This window comes from Arthrobacter sp. Y3225116 (assembly GCF_059091245.1).
In genome coordinates, this window is sequence record NZ_JBNHGL010000059.1 from 1 (window position 1) to 14,848 (window position 14,848).

General features: G+C 69.4%; 19 protein-coding genes. 12 read left to right on the top strand and 7 right to left on the bottom strand.

Annotated elements, in window-relative coordinates; genetic code table 11:
• A partial coding sequence (locus tag AC5RV2_RS07980; protein ID WP_494091924.1) for an aldehyde dehydrogenase family protein occupies nucleotides 1-686 on the bottom strand: 686 nt, incomplete at its 3' end.
• A 70-nt stretch (nucleotides 687-756) separates the two neighbouring features.
• On the opposite strand from AC5RV2_RS07980, the gene AC5RV2_RS07985 reads away from it, so the two are divergent.
• A complete protein-coding gene (locus tag AC5RV2_RS07985; RefSeq protein ID WP_494091925.1) occupies nucleotides 757-1,377 on the top strand; it encodes a LysE/ArgO family amino acid transporter in 621 nt (206 codons plus the stop codon).
• A 22-nt stretch (nucleotides 1,378-1,399) separates the two neighbouring features.
• A complete protein-coding gene (locus AC5RV2_RS07990) occupies nucleotides 1,400-1,921 on the top strand; it encodes a metallophosphoesterase family protein (protein WP_494091926.1) in 522 nt (173 codons plus the stop codon).
• Here the strand turns inward: AC5RV2_RS07990 and AC5RV2_RS07995 are convergent.
• Complete coding sequence (locus tag AC5RV2_RS07995; RefSeq protein WP_494065275.1) at nucleotides 1,918-2,112, bottom strand: DUF2795 domain-containing protein; 195 nt, start codon at nucleotides 2,110-2,112, stop codon at nucleotides 1,918-1,920. The genes AC5RV2_RS07990 and AC5RV2_RS07995 overlap by 4 nt on opposite strands.
• A gap of 372 nt (nucleotides 2,113-2,484) precedes the next feature.
• Between AC5RV2_RS07995 and AC5RV2_RS08000 the strand changes: the two genes are divergently transcribed.
• The 3 genes from AC5RV2_RS08000 (at nucleotide 2,485) to AC5RV2_RS08010 (ending at nucleotide 6,182) form a co-directional block, all read left to right on the top strand.
• A complete protein-coding gene (locus tag AC5RV2_RS08000) occupies nucleotides 2,485-3,156 on the top strand; it encodes a transglycosylase family protein (RefSeq protein WP_494076588.1) in 672 nt (223 codons plus the stop codon).
• A gap of 115 nt (nucleotides 3,157-3,271) precedes the next feature.
• Entirely contained in the window at nucleotides 3,272-4,963 is a 1,692-nt protein-coding gene (locus AC5RV2_RS08005) for a long-chain-fatty-acid--CoA ligase (RefSeq protein WP_494091927.1), read from the top strand.
• A 232-nt stretch (nucleotides 4,964-5,195) separates the two neighbouring features.
• On the top strand, nucleotides 5,196-6,182 hold the full coding sequence (locus tag AC5RV2_RS08010; RefSeq protein WP_494091928.1) for an ABC transporter substrate-binding protein: 987 nt from the start codon (nucleotides 5,196-5,198) through the stop codon (nucleotides 6,180-6,182).
• Between the two features lie 107 nt (nucleotides 6,183-6,289).
• Here the strand turns inward: AC5RV2_RS08010 and AC5RV2_RS08015 are convergent, their stop codons facing one another.
• Nucleotides 6,290-6,874: an LOG family protein gene (locus AC5RV2_RS08015; RefSeq protein ID WP_494091929.1), complete on the bottom strand. Its 585-nt coding sequence runs from the start codon at nucleotides 6,872-6,874 to the stop codon at nucleotides 6,290-6,292.
• 35 nt (nucleotides 6,875-6,909) lie between these two features.
• Here AC5RV2_RS08015 and AC5RV2_RS08020 point away from each other — a divergent pair, with 35 nt between their 5' ends.
• Nucleotides 6,910-7,449, top strand: a complete 540-nt coding sequence (locus tag AC5RV2_RS08020) for a DinB family protein (RefSeq protein ID WP_494091930.1) — start codon at nucleotides 6,910-6,912, stop codon at nucleotides 7,447-7,449.
• 98 nt (nucleotides 7,450-7,547) lie between these two features.
• Here the strand turns inward: AC5RV2_RS08020 and AC5RV2_RS08025 are convergent, their stop codons facing one another.
• From AC5RV2_RS08025 to AC5RV2_RS08035, 3 genes are all read right to left on the bottom strand, one after another.
• Nucleotides 7,548-7,763: an Rv3202a family protein gene (locus AC5RV2_RS08025; RefSeq protein WP_493979815.1), complete on the bottom strand. Its 216-nt coding sequence runs from the start codon at nucleotides 7,761-7,763 to the stop codon at nucleotides 7,548-7,550.
• A 61-nt stretch (nucleotides 7,764-7,824) separates the two neighbouring features.
• Complete coding sequence (locus AC5RV2_RS08030) at nucleotides 7,825-8,127, bottom strand: MoaD/ThiS family protein (protein ID WP_494091931.1); 303 nt, start codon at nucleotides 8,125-8,127, stop codon at nucleotides 7,825-7,827.
• Nucleotides 8,128-8,139: 12 nt separating this feature from the next.
• Nucleotides 8,140-9,237, bottom strand: a complete 1,098-nt coding sequence (locus AC5RV2_RS08035; RefSeq protein ID WP_494091932.1) for a WD40/YVTN/BNR-like repeat-containing protein — start codon at nucleotides 9,235-9,237, stop codon at nucleotides 8,140-8,142.
• A gap of 95 nt (nucleotides 9,238-9,332) precedes the next feature.
• Here AC5RV2_RS08035 and AC5RV2_RS08040 point away from each other — a divergent pair, with 95 nt between their 5' ends.
• A complete protein-coding gene (locus AC5RV2_RS08040) occupies nucleotides 9,333-10,604 on the top strand; it encodes an MFS transporter (protein WP_494091933.1) in 1,272 nt (423 codons plus the stop codon).
• A 142-nt stretch (nucleotides 10,605-10,746) separates the two neighbouring features.
• Here AC5RV2_RS08040 and bcp read toward each other — a convergent pair whose 3' ends face one another.
• Complete coding sequence (gene bcp / locus AC5RV2_RS08045) at nucleotides 10,747-11,211, bottom strand: thioredoxin-dependent thiol peroxidase (RefSeq protein WP_494091934.1); 465 nt, start codon at nucleotides 11,209-11,211, stop codon at nucleotides 10,747-10,749.
• 186 nt (nucleotides 11,212-11,397) lie between these two features.
• On the opposite strand from bcp, the gene AC5RV2_RS08050 reads away from it, so the two are divergent.
• The 5 genes from AC5RV2_RS08050 to AC5RV2_RS08070 all read left to right on the top strand — a co-directional run.
• Nucleotides 11,398-12,549: an MFS transporter gene (locus AC5RV2_RS08050; protein WP_494091939.1), complete on the top strand. Its 1,152-nt coding sequence runs from the start codon at nucleotides 11,398-11,400 to the stop codon at nucleotides 12,547-12,549.
• 64 nt (nucleotides 12,550-12,613) lie between these two features.
• A complete protein-coding gene (locus tag AC5RV2_RS08055) occupies nucleotides 12,614-12,853 on the top strand; it encodes a FitA-like ribbon-helix-helix domain-containing protein (RefSeq protein WP_494091935.1) in 240 nt (79 codons plus the stop codon).
• On the top strand, nucleotides 12,850-13,275 hold the full coding sequence (locus tag AC5RV2_RS08060; RefSeq protein ID WP_494091936.1) for a type II toxin-antitoxin system VapC family toxin: 426 nt from the start codon (nucleotides 12,850-12,852) through the stop codon (nucleotides 13,273-13,275). The genes AC5RV2_RS08055 and AC5RV2_RS08060 overlap by 4 nt, the downstream gene beginning before the upstream one ends.
• A gap of 4 nt (nucleotides 13,276-13,279) precedes the next feature.
• The gene (locus AC5RV2_RS08065; protein ID WP_494091937.1) at nucleotides 13,280-14,635 is read left to right on the top strand and encodes an MATE family efflux transporter; all 1,356 of its coding nucleotides are present in this window, start codon (nucleotides 13,280-13,282) and stop codon (nucleotides 14,633-14,635) included.
• 9 nt (nucleotides 14,636-14,644) lie between these two features.
• Nucleotides 14,645-14,848, top strand: a 204-nt coding sequence (locus tag AC5RV2_RS08070; RefSeq protein ID WP_494091938.1) for a metal ABC transporter permease, incomplete at its 3' end; no start/stop codon positions are given.

Consider the following 14,848-nt stretch of genomic DNA (forward strand, 5'->3'; position numbering starts at 1 on the left):
ACCCGGCGCCGCATGGACTGCACAGACTCGACGAACCCTTCCCGTTCCGACGAGGACCACACCAGCGGCGACACCGCTTCCTCGTACCGGCTGCCCACCTGGAGCCCGGCAACGGCCCGGTGCGCATGTTCCAGGTCCGCGGTCAGCACCGTGGCGGCCAGGCCGTACCGGCCCTCCGCCGCCAGCTGAAGCCCGTCGTCGAAGCTGTCCACCACCCGGACCGGGGCCACCGGGCCGAAGGTCTCCTCCTGCATCACGGTCATGCGGTCCGTGCAGTCCAGCAGCACGGTGGCTGGATAGTGGGCGCCCGGACCCTCTGGAACCGAGCCGCCCTCGGCGGCCGTCGCCCCGAGCGAGAGCGCCTCGGCCACCTGGGCGTTGACGCTGTCCCGGAGTCGGCGGTCCACCAGCGGTGCCATCGCCCCGCCGTCGTTGCGTTTGCGGGCCTCGGCGGCGAGCGCCTCGCAGAACGGGCCGGCGACGTCGCGGTGCACGTAGATGCGCTCCACGGACGTGCAGATCTGGCCGCTGTTGGCGAACGCCCCGATGGCCGCCTGCTCCATGGACTTGATCCGTTGGGACACGGCCGAGGGCGTCACGTGGAGGGCGCGGGAGGCGGCATCGAAGCTGCCCTCCTGGACGACGACGGCGAAGGTCGCCAGGTGGTCGAACTGGAACGGCTGCATAAGCCAAGCTTACGTAACTGAAGTTTCTTTAGCTGTACTGAAGCCCGGGTTGTCGGTAGCGTCGACTGTTGTGACTACCGCTATTGCTCCCACAGTCCTGCTGGGCCTGGGAACCGGGCTGGCCCTGATCGTCGCCATCGGCGCGCAAAACGCCTTCGTGCTGCGCCAGGGCATCCGCGGCGAGCACATCGGCGTCGTCGTTCTCATCTGCGCGGTGTCCGACGCACTGTTGATCACCGCCGGGATTGCCGGCATCGGCGCCGTGATCGAGGCCGCCCCGGCGGTGGTGGACGTCATCCGGCTGGGCGGGGCGGCGTTCCTGCTGGCCTACGCGGTGTTCGCCGCCAAACGGGCGATCAGGCCGGGCGTGCTGACCGCCTCGGCCAATCGCTCCGGCGGGGGACTGTCCGCAACGGCTGCCACGGCGCTGGCCCTGACCTGGCTGAACCCGCACGTGTATCTGGACACGGTGCTGCTGCTCGGTTCCATCGCCAACACCCAGGGGCCGGAACTGCGCTGGTATTTCGGCGCCGGCGCCGTGGCGGGCAGCCTCATCTGGTTCGGCGCCCTCGGCTTCGGCGCCCGGCTGCTGCGTCCCTTCTTCGCCCGGCCCGGCTCCTGGCGCCTGCTCGACGGGCTGATCGCCGTCGTCATGCTGGCGCTCGGGCTGCGAATGGCCTTCGGCCTCTGACCCGATATGCAAGGATGCCGGTATGGCCACCTCCTTGCTGCTGCTGGCGGACACACACGTGCCGAAGCGGGCGCGGCACCTTCCTGACCAGGTGTGGGACGCGGTTGAGGCGGCCGACGTCGTCTTCCACGCCGGCGATTGGGTCACCGCCGGGCTGCTCAACGACCTGGAAGAGCGGAGCCGTCGGCTGGTCGGGGTGTACGGCAACAACGACGGCGACGACCTGCGCGCGCGACTGCCGGAGATTGTCCGGGCGACCATCGCCGGGGTCCGGTTCGCCATGGTGCACGAAACCGGGGCGGCAAAGGGGCGCGAACAGCGCTGCCAGGCTCGCTTTCCCGATGCCGACGTGCTGGTGTTTGGCCACAGCCACATCCCCTGGGACACCACGTCGGCCGGCGGCCTGCGGTTGCTGAACCCGGGTTCGCCCACGGACCGCCGCCGCCAGCCGGTCTGCACGTACATGACCGCGACGGCCGACGGCGGCCGCCTCCTCGACGTCGAGCTGGTGCCGGTGGACAGGACTGCCGGCCGAAGGCCTTAGTTGCCGGCTACCGCCTTGCTGACCTCGGCCGGGCTTTCGTACTGCTTGTCGGGGAGATTCTTGAGCGCCGAGAGGACGTCGTCCCCGGCTCCGGATTCTTCCGCCTTCTTCACCAAGTCGCCGGCGGATGCCGGGTAATCGACGCCGCCCAGCGCCTTCTGGATGTCAATGGGACTGGGATTCTCTGCCATGGGAAAACCTTCCGATCGAATAGGAATCCCCACGCTACGTGCTGGGCCGGGCACTGGGAAGGGCCCACAGGGGCGAGGGTGCGCCTAGCCGTCATTCGAGCCGCCGCGCGGACCGACACGCTGATGGCAGATCACGGTTTTGCAACGTTGGTTACTTTACGGTAACGTGCAGTTTCGTGCGCGGGCGAGATGACCGCGCCAGGGGATGCCGGAACATCCGGCATGAACTACCCATGGAATGCCCGGACGCTGCCCACGCCTTTCGCCGTCAGAATGGCAGACGTCCACATGACCTCGATTATGCGAGTGGCTGACGGCGGTGCGGAGACGTTCGGGGACGGACTGAGCATAAGGCGGCCTCAACGGAGCATTGTGAATCCAAACAAAAACCTGAACCTCAGCCGTGCCCTGCGTGGCGGCCTCGCCGCCGTCGCCCTGACCGGAGCCAGCGTTGCGCTGGTCGGACCGGCCGCCAACGCCGCCGACGGGGCAACCTGGGACGCTTTGGCCCAGTGCGAGTCCGGCGGCGACTGGAACATCAACACCGGCAACGGATACTCCGGCGGCCTGCAGTTCGCCCCGGGCACGTGGGCGGCTAACGGCGGCAGCGGTTCTGCCGCTGACGCAAGCCGCGCCGAGCAGATTGCCGTGGCCGAGAACGTCCTGGACAGCCAGGGCTGGGGCGCCTGGCCCGCCTGCTCGTCCAAGCTGGGACTGGCCGGCGGCGGCGGAGGGTCGCAGGTGAGCAGCCAGTCGGCCCAGATCCAGCAGGCACCCGTCCAGCAGGCACCGGTCGCCCAGGCGCCGGTCCAGCAGGCCCCGGTTGCCCAGGCTCCGGCCCCGGCACCGGCCGCACCCGCGGTGCAGGCACCGGCGGTCAGCGGCGAAACCTACACCGTGCAGCCCGGCGACACCCTCGGCAAGATCGCCCAGTCCCTGGGCCTTCAGGGCGGATGGCAGGAGCTGTTCGCAGCCAATGCGGACACCGTTTCCGATCCGAACCTGATCTTCGTCGACCAGGTTCTGCAGCTGCCCGCGCAGTAATCCGGCACGTACCCGCAGCGCCCCGTTCTCCGTCAGGAGGGCGGGGCGCTGCTGGTTGGGCCCAAAAGACGCGCCCTAGACTGGTAGCAACCGAGTGAGAGGACGTGTCACTGCTGTGTCCACCGTTGAGAATCGCCCGTGGCTGCAGAACTACCAGCCAGGCGTGCCGGCCGAGATCGATGTACCGACCGAATCCTTGTCGCACATGCTGGAAGACTCGGTCCGCCGGTTCCGGAGGAAGACGGCCCTCGACTTTTTCGGCGCCACGACCAGCTATCGGGAGCTGGGCCGGCAGATAGACCGGGCGGCGGAAGGCCTGCGCCGGCTCGGCGTAGGCCCGGGCAGCCGCGTGGCCTTGATCCTGCCGAACTGCCCCCAGCACGTGGTGGCCTTCTACGCCGTGCTGCGCCTGGGCGCCGTCGTCGTCGAACATAATCCGCTGTACACCGAGCGCGAACTCCGCCACCAGTTCGAGGACCACGGGGCGACCGTAGCCATTGTCTGGAACAACGTGGTGGCCAAAGTGCAGGCGTTTCCGCCGGATATCGAGGTCAAGGCGATCGTGTCCGTGGACCTCACCCGGGCGATGCCCCGGGCCAAGCGCCTGGCCCTGCGGCTGCCCGTCCCGGCTGCCAGGACCGCGCGCAAGGCGCTGACCACGCGGGTTAAGGGGACCGTGACGTGGGAGAGGCTGCTGCAGGCCAGGCCGCTGAAGAAGTCGCATCCCAGGCCGGCGGTGACCGACCTGGCGGCCATCCAGTACACCTCCGGCACCACCGGACAACCCAAGGGCGCCATGCTCACGCACCGGAACCTGCGGGCCAACGCGGAGCAGGGCCGCGCGTGGATGCACGGCGTGTCCGAGGGCAAGGAGGTCATGTACGCCATCCTGCCGATGTTCCACGCCTTCGGCATGACCCTGCACCTGACCTTCGGGGTGCTCACCGGCTCGCGTGTGGTCCTGTTTCCCAAGTTCGACGTGGACCTGGTGCTGGCGGCGGCGAAGAAGACCCCGCCCACAATCTTCTGCGCTGTGCCGCCCATCTACGAGCGGACCGCCCGGGAGGCCAGGAAGCGCCGGGTGGATTTGGGGTCCGTGCGGTTCGCCATCTCGGGTGCCATGAACCTGCCGCAGGCCACCGTGGACCTGTGGGAGGAGACCGCCGGCGGCCTGCTGGTGGAGGGTTACGGGATGACGGAGACATCGCCGGTGGCCCTGGGCAACCCGTTCGCGCCGACGCGGCAGAACGGCACGATCGGTGTCCCGTTCCCCAGCACGGAGATGCGGGTGGTTGACCCGGAGGACCCGGCCCGCGACGTCGCGCCCGGCCAGCCGGGCGAACTGCTGATCCGCGGCCCGCAGGTCTTCCAGGGGTACTGGGGCAAGCCGGAGGAAACGGCGGAGGTCCTGCTCGACGGCGGCTGGGTGCGCACCGGTGACATCGTCACCGTGGACGGGCAGCACAACGTCCGCATCGTCGACCGGGTCAAGGAACTGATCATTACCGGCGGCTTCAACGTGTCGCCGTCCGAAGTCGAAGACGCTCTCCGCTCCCACCCGGACGTGATGGAGGCCGCCGCGGTCGGCCTTCCGCGCCCGGAGGGCGGCGAGGAGGTGGCGGCCGCCGTCGTGCTTCGCCCCGAAGGCACGGTCCGGCTGGATGAACGGGGGTTGCGGGACTATTGCCGCGGCCGGCTGGCGGCGTACAAGGTCCCGCGCCGGATCGTCGCGGTGGGGGAGCTGCCTACGTCGATTTTGGGCAAGGTGCTGCGCAAGCAGGTCAAGGCGCAACTCGCCGCCCGGTGAGGGCGCGTCACGTGCGGTTCCGGCAGCAGAGTGGGTGACGCGAGCGAAGTGCGTGACGCAACGAAGGGGGCGGCGCGAGCAAAGTGGGTGACGCGTCACATTTCGTCCGCGCTGCAGGCGCCCGGTGTGAGCCGTGACATAGTGGTTGCCGGTGACAGCGCAATGACCGCGCTCTCCGGTTGGGGGAGACCGCGGGCGCTGTCACTTGATGTTTTCGAACTGAGGAAGTGACATGAAGCGAACATTCCTGACGCTGCTGGCCGGTGTCTCCGCGCTCGGCCTGGCGGCTTGTGGATCCGGATCGCCCAGCGGCGGCGGCAACGAGGCCGGCGGGAACGAATCCGCCGGCGCCGGCGACCTGACCAAGGTGACCGTTGGCGTGATCCCGATCGTGGACACCGCCCCGCTCTGGCTCGGCGACTCGAAGGGCTTCTTCGAAGAAGAGGGCCTGGACCTGGACATCCAGAACGTCGCCGGCGGCGCGGCCGCCATCCCCGCCGTGGTCAGCGGTGGCTTCGACTTCGCCTTCGGCAACGTCGTGTCGGTCATGGTCGCCAACGACAAGGGCCTGGACATCCAGCTGGTGGCCAACGGCAACTCCACCTCCGGCGACACCAAGCACGATTTCGGCGGGGTAGTGGTCAAGGGCGATTCGGACATCAAGTCGCCCAAGGACCTGGCCGGCAAGACCGTGTCCGTGAACACCCTCTCCAACATCGGTGACACCACCATCCGCAGCGTGATCGAGGCCGACGGCGGCGACCCCGAGAGCGTGAAGTTCGTCGAGATCGGCTTCCCGGACGCCCCGGCCGCGCTGGCCAACGGTCAGGTGGACGCCGCGTGGATCCTTGACCCGTTCCTGTCCCAGTCCGTCGAAGACGGCGGCCGCGTGGTCTCCTACAACTTCGCCGACTTCGACAAGAACCTGGATATCTCCGGCTACTTCGCCACCGGCGAGACGGTCTCCGGCGATCCGGAGCTGGTCAAGAAGTTCCAGGCCGCGATGAACCGCTCGCTGGAGTACGCGCAGGAGAACCCGGACGAGGTCCGCGAGATCGTGGGCACCTACACCAAGATCGACGAAGACTCCCGCGCGGACATGGCCCTGCCGACCTTCCGCAAGGACTTCAACATGGAGGCCGCGCAGAAGCTCGCCGACGCCGCCCTGAAGTACGGCACGCTGCAGAAGGCGGCGGAACTGGACAAGTTCTTCCCGTAGGCCTCAAACCCTCACCCGGTACGACGGCGGGGCCTCCCCGCCGTCTGCTGCCACCGACAGCGCCTCTCCCGGACGGGAGGGGCGCTGTCTGCATTCCGTCGAGGCTGCTAGATGCGGCTGCGCTCGCCGGGGTCCCGCCACTTGCGCACCGGCGGCGTCCAGCCCTCGATGGCATCCAACAGCTCGGCGGCGGAGCCGGCCACGATGACCGCATCCCGATAGTCCTGCTTGAGGAAGCCGCCCGCGACCAGGCCGTCGATGGTCGCCAGCAGCTGGTCCCAGAAGCCGTTGATGTTCAGGAAGGCCACCGGCTTCTCGTGGATCCCGAGCTGAAGCCACGTCCAGGCCTCGAAAATCTCCTCCAGCGTTCCGATGCCGCCCGGCAGCGCCACGAAGGCGTCGGCCAGGTCCGCCATCATTTGTTTGCGCTCGTGCATTGAGTCCACCACGTGCAGGGTGCTCAGCCCGACGTGCCCCACTTCGGTCTTGTCCAACGACTCCGGGATCACGCCCACCACGTCGCCGCCGGCCGCCACCGCGCTGTCCGCGACGACGCCCATCAGGCCCACCTGCCCACCGCCGTACACGATCCCGATCCCACGGGAAGCCAGTTCCGTCGCGAACCGCTCCGCCTCCCGCGCGTAGATGTCGTCCCTGCCGCTGGCCGATCCGGTGAAAACTGCAAGTCGCATGCGGCCATTATTCCGTGCCGCTAGACTCGCTGACCATGAGCGACGTGGACGAGCAGGGCCGCACCGACCCTCCGCTGGCGGCGGGGGAGGCGGAGACACTGCTGGGTTTCCTGGAGTTCCACCGCGCCACCCTGGAATGGAAGTGCGCGGGTCTGGGCGCGGAAGGACTGGCCGCCACCCTGGCGCCGTCCCGGATGACCCTGGGCGGCATGCTCAAGCACTTGGCGTTCGTGGAGGACTACTGGTTCTCCGTGCGGTTGCACGGGCATGACCCGCAGCCTCCTTGGGACACAGTGGACTGGAAGGCCAGCCCGGACTGGGATTGGCAGTCCGCGGGCGAAGACACGCCGGAACAGCTCCGCCGGATGTGGCAAACAGCCGTGGCACGCTCCCGCTCCCTGACCGCCGAAGCACTGGCTGACGGGGGCCTGGACGGGACCGGCTCGGCGGCCGGGTCCACTACCGGGGTTCCCAGCCTCCGGTGGATCCTGGTCCACATGATCGAGGAGTACTCGCGGCACAACGGGCATGCCGACCTGCTGCGCGAGGCAGTGGACGGACTGGTCGGGGAGTAGCGGCCCACGGGCACCAGGCGCTGCCCGCGGCCGATTCCGTTCCCCGCGGGTTGCCAACTCGTCCTTGGCCGGACTCCCGCGTCCCGAGCGGACCGGTCCTACTCGGCTTCCCCGCGCGGATACTCGTCGTCCTCGTCGGACTTGACCGGTTCCAGCTGCTCCTGCAGGTCCGCCTCGTTCGCCTCCCAGGTGGAGGTCATCGCCGGCGATGCTTCGTGTTCCAGGTCGTCACTGCGGACTGGAAGGGCCTGTTCCTGCACGTCCGCCTCGTTGGCTTCCGTGATGTCTGCTTCGTGCTGGCTGTTGCTGGTCATCGGGTCCCTCCTCCAAGTTGCGGCGGCTATTGGTACACCATTGTCGGCTTAATCGCGGATCCTATCCACCGGCGACGGACTGGATGATGAGCAGTTCCTGGCCCGGTTCCACGAGCGTCGCCGGTCCCTGCAGCGTGCGGATGTCCTCGCCGTCGAGGTACAGATTGACGTAGCGGCGGATGGCACCGGTTTCGTTGCGGACCCGGCGGTTAAAGACCGGGTAATCGCCGGCCAAGGCGTCCAGGATCTCCGCCACGGATTGCGGACCGGATGCCGGCACGCTCAGCTCGCGTTGCTCGCCGGTCACCTTGGCCAGCAGGCTGGGCACGACGACGGTGACCGCTTTTTCTGCCACACCCACCACGGGGATCCCTCCTTACAGGGTGGCCGCGCGGACGCACAGGACGTCCGGCAGCCCCGAGGCCACTTCCACGAAGACTTCGCCCTCGTCGGCACTGGCGTACACCGAGCCGCCGCGGGTGCCGAAGTAGACGCCGGCCGGATCGCCGGTGTCCGCGGCGGCGGCGTCGCGCAGCACCACGTTGTAATCCTGGTCCGGCAGCCCGGTGGCGAAACGCGCCCAGGTGGCGCCGCCGTCGTCGGTCCGGTGCACGGCGAGATGCCCGTCCGGCGGAATCCGCTCGCCGTCGGCCTTGATCGGCACCACCCAGGCGGTCCGGGACCTGCGCGGGTGGGTGAGCATGACGAAGCCGAAGTCGGTGGGCAGCCCGTCGGCAATGGACTGCCAGTTGTCGCCGGAATCGTCCGAGCGGTAGACGCCGTGGTGGTTCTGTGCGAAGAGCGTGGACGGATCGGCGGCATCCCGCGCGATCTTGTGGACGCACTGGCCCACCTCGGGATTCGGATCGGGCATGAAGTAGGCGCTGATGCCGTGGTTGCGTGCCTGCCAGCTGGTGCCGCCGTCGGTGGTCCGGTACACGCCCCCGGTGCTCATGGCCACGTGCACGGTGTCCGGATCCTGCGGGCTCGGCAGCACCGAATGGATCGCCGCTCCGCCGTAACCGGCCCCCCACTGGTCCTTGTCGGGGTGGTCCCACAGGCTGCGGTTGAGTTCGAAGTGCTCGCCGCCGTCGGTGGACTTCCAGACCGAGATCGGTTCGCAGCCGGCCCAGACCACGCCCGGCCGGTCCGCGGCGTCGGGCTGGATCTGCCAGATCCGCTCCACCGCGGCGCCGTCGTTCTCGCCGAAGCGGATGGCGCCGTTCTCCGGTTCGGTCCAGGTCTCGCCGAGGTCCTCGGAGCGGAAGATCGTGGGCCCCCAGTGTTCGGAGCGGGCTCCCACCAGCAGGCGGGTGGAGCCGCCGCGCTGGTCGATCCCGATGCTGGGGATCTCGTTCATCAAAAAGTGCGGGCCGGACAGGGACCAATTGGTCCGGTCGCGGCTGGTTGCCAGCCACAGCCCCTTCTTGGTCCCGATCGCCAGGACGGTCTCCCCAGTAGCCATGCCACCCATTCGACCACCGGGGCACCGGCGGCGCAACGGTTTTGCGACGAACGGCCGGGCGCGGGGCAGAATGGGGAGGCCGGCCGTACTTCAGGAACGAGGACATGAGCACCCACCCGCCACACCAGCCCGGCTCACGCCTCTGGCTTTGGGTCCTGATGGCGGCCGCCGTGCTGACCCAGACGTCCCTGAACGTGTCGCGGCCGGTGGTTTCCTACAAGCTGCTGGCCCTGGGCGGAGACGCGGCGGTCATCGGCGTGGTGACCGCCGTTTACGCGGTGCTGCCGGTGGTGGCGGCGCTGTGGCTGGGGCGGGTGAGCGATCGGATTCCGTCGCTCAAGGGCATGGTCGCGTTGGGCGCGGCCCTGCTGGCGGTGGCCACGCTGGGGCTGGCCCTGGCGCAGGGGGTCGCCGTCATCGCGGTCTCGATGGCCCTGCTCGGGGTGGGGCACCTGCTGTTCACCATTGCCGGCCAGTCCGCCATCGGGCGGTATGCGCCGCTGAACCAGATGGACAGCGGCTTCGGCTGGTTCACCGCCGCCTTTTCGCTGGGGCAGTTGCTCGGCCCGCTGCTGGCCGGGCTGCTGCTGGGCAGCGAGACCGCGGGAGTGGGGCCGAGCTGGCTCGGCGCCATCGACCTGACCCTGCTGCTCGCGGCCGGCATCGCCGCAGCCGGGGCGCCCGTGATGCTGATCGGCGCCCATCCCGGCGCGGCGGCCCGCCGGTTCCGCCAACGCGGCAAGAACGACGGCGGTGCGGCACCGGCACCGCTGGTGAAGGAGCCGGTGCGCCAGATCCTGCGGCGGCCCGGCGTCGCCTGGAACATGCTGGCGTCCATGGCACTGCTCTCGGTGATCGACATCCTGGTGGCGTTCCTGCCGCTGGTCGGCGAGGAGCTCGGGGTGCCGCCGCTCTGGGTGGGCGTCCTGCTGGCCGTGCGGGCGGGCGCGTCGATCATCTCGCGGATCCTGCTGCCGTGGCTGGTGCACCGCTGGACCCGGATTCAATTGCTGGTGGTCAGCCTGCTCGGCTCCGGCGCGGCGATCGCGGTGACCCCGTTCGTCCTGGAGCCGTTCTGGGTGGCCGCGGCCGCGCTGTTCGTGGGCGGGTTCCTCCTGGGCCTGGGCCAGCCCTTGACCATGACGCTGATCAGCCACGCCGTCCGGCCGGAGTCCCGGGGGTCGGCGCTGGCGCTGCGGCTGCTCGGCAACCGGGTGGGGCAGGTCGTGCTGCCGCTGGCGGCCGGCCTGGTGGCCGCCCCGCTCGGCCCCGGGGGCGCGATCTGGTTCTCCTGCGCGGTGCTCGGTGCCGCGGCCGCGGCACGGTTGTCGGTGCGCACCGGCGGTGGCGGCGGCGGCCGGCGGCCGGCCGCTTGAAGCCGGCCTGGCGCTCCGGTTCGGCCGCTTGCTCCGGTTCGGCCCCCTGCTCCGGTTGTTGAGTGGAGCATGGACCCGAAACGGAGCGACGACGGCGGTGGCTGAGCACCGCCGTGCGCCGGGTCTTGCGCAGTCCCCGGAATCAGACCCCGAGGGTCTCGCGGAGCCGGGCGACGTGGCCCTTGGCGTCCACGTCGTACTCGGCGTGCTTGATGGTTCCGTCGGGGCCGATCACGAAGGTGCTGCGCAGCGTGCCGGTGAAGACCTTCCCGCCGAAGGTCTTGTCGCCGTAGGAGCCGTACGCCTTGGCCACCGCGAAGTCGGGGTCGGAGAGCAGCGGGAACGTCAGGCCCTCGGCGTCACTAAAGGCCTGGATGGCGTCAGGGTCGTCCGGCGAGATGCCGACGACGTCGTAGTTGGCGGCCTGCAGGGAGTTGAGGTTGTCGCGGAAGTCGCAGGCCTCGGTGGTGCAGCCGGGAGTGGCGGCCTTGGGGTAGAAGTAGAGCACCACATTCCCGCCGGCGTAGTCGGACAGCGAGACCTTCTTGCCGTCGGCGTCGGAGAGGGTGAACTCGGGGGCGGGCATGCCGGGTTGGAGCTGGGACACGAAGATCCTCTTTCATCGAGACGTACCAGTTGCGAAGCTTTGCTACTGGTCCGAGTGTAGTGGGGGCCGCGCCGCACCCGTGCGGCATCGTCAACCATTGCTTGCGGCTGGCCTAGCATCGAAGGCGTGAGTAGCGCGGAACAACCCTGGGCAGGCCACCCGAAAGGCAGCCCGGGATACCGCAACATGCTCCTGGCGCTGCTCTTCGGCGGCTTCGCCACGTTCGCCCAGCTGTATTCGGTGCAGGCGGTGCTGCCCGGCATCGCCCGAAGCTTCCACATCAGCGCGGCCGACGCCGCGCTCACTCTTTCCGCCGCCACCATCGGCCTGGCCCTCGCCGTCATGCCCTGGTCCGCGGTGGCGGACCGGGCCGGCCGCAAGCGCACCATGACGTGGGCGATCAGCGCCGCCGTGATCCTGGGCCTGGTGCTGCCGCTGGCCCCGAACTTTCCCGCCCTGCTGGCGCTGCGCTTCCTGGAGGGTGCCGCGTTGGGCGGGATCCCCGCCGTCGCACTGGTCTACCTGAACGAGGAGGTGCAGCGGCTGCACACGGCGGTCGCGGCCGGCACCTACGTGGCGGGCACGACCGTGGGCGGCCTGGCCGGCCGTCTCATCGCCGGGCCGGTGGCGGAGTGGGCCGATTGGCGCGCCGGCGTGCTGGCGGTCAGCGCCGCCGCCGCGGTGGCCGCCGTGCTGTTCGTCCGGCTGGCTCCGGCCCCGCGCGGCTTCCGGCCGATGATGCGCGGACAGGGGCCCGGGCTGGGGCAGCGGATCCTGGCCAACCTGCGCTCGGCGCCGCTGCTGGCCCTCTATGCCCAGGGATTCCTGCTCATGGGCGGTTTCGTCGCCGTCTACAACTACCTGGGCTTCCGGCTGGAGGCGCCGCCGTTTTCCCTGCCCGCGTCGCTGGCCTCCCTGCTGTTCCTGGCCTATCTGGCCGGCACCGTGAGCTCCCGGGTGGCCGGCGGCCTGACGTCGCGGACCGGCCGGCTGCCCGTGCTGCTGGGCGGGATCCTGGTCAGCATCGCCGGGCTGGCGGTCACCCTCGTCGACTCGGTCCCGTTGATCCTGCTGGGGCTGCTGGTGTTCACGGGCGGATTCTTCGCCGCCCATTCGGTCGCGTCGGGCTGGACGCCGCGGCTGGCGACGGTCGGCGCGGCCCAGGCGTCCGGCCTCTACAACCTCTTCTACTACGCGGGGTCCAGCCTGTTCGGCTGGGCCGGCGGCCTCTTCTTCGGGCGGTTCGGCTGGACCGGCGTCGCCGCATTCACCGCCGCGCTCGCCGTCGTCGCGGGCACGACGGCGGTGCTCGCCCTGCGTACCCGGGGCGCCGGATAGCCGGGAGAACCAGGAAGCCTTGGAAGTGCATGCACAATGCATGCACGACAGCTAGGCTTGGATCATGACGGTTTCCATCACCATTCGCCACGTACCTGAAGAGGTAAGGGACCGGCTGGCAGAAAGGGCTGCCCGGTCGGGGCGCTCCCTGCAGGAGTACCTGAACGCTGAACTACGTGAACTGGCGACACGTCCCAGTCCAGGGGATTTCGTCCGAGGCCTTGAAGCGGATGTCGAGCTGAAGACGGGTGGCGGGGTTACTGCACAAGAGATCCTCGACGCTCTGAACGCGGATCGTCGGTGACCGCGTCGCAAGGTCTTGTCGTAGACGCGTCTGTCATGGTGTCTGCGTTGATCGGCACATCCGGAGAGCAGGCCTGGGCTCGGAAGTGTCTGCAGGTCCAACAGAATCATGCGCCGGAGCTGGTGCTGTTCGAGTGCACGAGCGCTTTGCGTCGAACGGAGCAGGCAGGTCGGGTCAGCAGCGGACAGGCAGCGGCTGCTTTTGGGCATCTGGGACGCTGGCCCGTCCAGCTCTGGCCGTTTGCCCCGTTGGCGGAACGGATCTGGGAACTGCGGCACTCCGTAAGCCCTTACGATGCGTCCTATGTGGCACTGGCCGAACTGCTCGCGGTTCCCCTGGCGACGCTGGACAGCCGACTGTTGAAAGCTCCAGCGCCGCGCTGCCGGTTCGTCACGCCGGAATCCGGGCTGCAAGGCGCCTAAGCTGGTGGGCGTGAACCCGGAGAAGACCGCCGAGCAGCGGCAGGGACGGAGCCTGAACCGTCAAATCCTTGCACTCGCCATCCCCGCCTTCGGCGCCTTGATCGCCGAGCCGCTGTTCCTGGCGGCCGATTCGGCCATCGTGGGGCACCTCGGCGTGGCGGAACTGGCCGGCATGGGGCTGGCCGCCACCGTGGTGCAGACCGTCGTCGGACTGATGATCTTCCTCGCCTACTCCACCACGCCCGCGGTGGCACGGCTGCTGGGCGCCGGCCGGATGTCGGATGCGTACCGAGTCGGGCGGGACGGCATCTGGCTGGCGCTGGTCGTCGGCGTGGTGCTGGCCGCCGCGGGCTGGGCTTTCGCCCCGGACCTGACCGCGGCCATGGGGGCCAGCGGGCAGGTGCAGGGGTTCGCGGTGGACTACCTGCGCTGGTCGATGCCCGGCCTGCCGGGCATGCTGATCGTACTGGCGGCCACCGGGGTGTTGCGCGGCCTGCAGGACACCAAGACCCCGCTGCTGGTCGCCGGCATCGGCTTCCTGGCCAACATCGGCCTGAACTTCCTGCTGGTCTACGGGATGGGGCTCTCGGTGGCCGGGTCCGCCATGGGCACCAGCCTGGTCCAGTGGGCCATGGCGGCGGTCTACCTCGTCATCGTTTACCGCGGAGCCGTCAGGCACCGCGTGCGGTTGCGGCCCACCTGGGTCGGCCTGAAGGCCACCACGCACGTGGGGTCCTGGCTGATGCTGCGGACCTTGAGCATGCGGATCGCGCTGCTCGCGACGGTCTTTGTGGCCACCTCGCAGGGACCGGTGAGCCTGGCCGGCCACCAACTGGTGATGACCATGTACAGTTTCCTGGCCTTCGCGCTGGACGCCATCGCGATCGCCGCGCAGGCCCTGATCGGGAAGGAACTGGGTGCCTCGAACAAGGCGCTGGCACACTCGCTGACCCGCCGGATGATCGTCTGGGGCGTGGGATTCGGCGTGGTGACCGGCCTGCTGCTGGCGGCCGTGGCGCCGGTGCTCGGCTGGGTTTTCACCTCCGACCCTGCCGTCCACCAGGCGTTCACCGCCGCGATCTGGCTGCTGGCCCTGAGCCAGCCGATCTGCGGTCTCGTCTTCGTCCTGGACGGCGTGCTGATCGGCGCCGGCGACGCGCGTTACCTGGCGATTGCCGGTGTGGTGAACCTGCTGGCGTACGCGCCCCTGCTGGTGTGGGTGGCCGCGGCCGGGCTGACCGGCACGGCGGGCCTGCTCTGGCTGTGGGCGGCCTTCGGTCTCGGCTACACTGCGGCGCGCGCGGTCACGCTCGGCTGGCGGGTCCGCAACGATGCGTGGATGGTCACCGGGGCACACTAGGCTTGAACCGTGACGATCCCGAGTACTACCCAGGCGGCCGTATTCTGGCAGCCGGTCCTGATCCGCGCCCTGGTGGCCGCCGCCTTCGGCGCCACCACCATCTTCTGGCAGGAACCCGACCGCACCGTGATGGCATTGGTCGGCGGGCTGTCCTGCTGGCTGATCCTGATGGGCTGGTCGCTGATGGGCGATGCGGTCTCCCACGCCGTGCTC